Source organism: Caballeronia sp. INML2, from assembly GCF_023631365.1.
GTDB classification, from domain to species: Bacteria; Pseudomonadota; Gammaproteobacteria; order Burkholderiales; family Burkholderiaceae; genus Caballeronia; species Caballeronia turbans.
Genome location: NZ_JALQDH010000131.1, coordinates 1 through 230, shown reverse-complemented (window position 1 = coordinate 230; position 230 = coordinate 1). Strand labels below are relative to the sequence as shown.

Here is a 230-nt window from a genome sequence, read left to right as displayed (position 1 = left end):
CAATCAACGTGGGTCAACAGAATAATCCGTGCAACCTAAGCCAAACCTCCCAGTGGCGCGCCATTTCCCGGGTTACATGCTCTTAGGTCAACACTGATAAATACCAACTTGCACGGACTCTTAATCCGTAGGTCGAGTGTTCGAGTCACTCACGCCCCACCAAGCATTACGAAGCCCGGTTAGCGAAAGCTGACCGGGCTTTTTGCTTTTCGTGCGCGTCGGATCAGCAC

The 230-nt window shown here is 52.6% G+C and carries 1 tRNA gene; it reads left to right on the top strand.

What is annotated here, in order from left to right:
• The first annotated feature begins 69 nt into the window (after positions 1 to 69).
• A tRNA-Lys gene (locus NCT32_RS35690) sits at positions 70 to 162 on the top strand.
• Positions 163 to 230 lie beyond the last annotated feature (68 nt).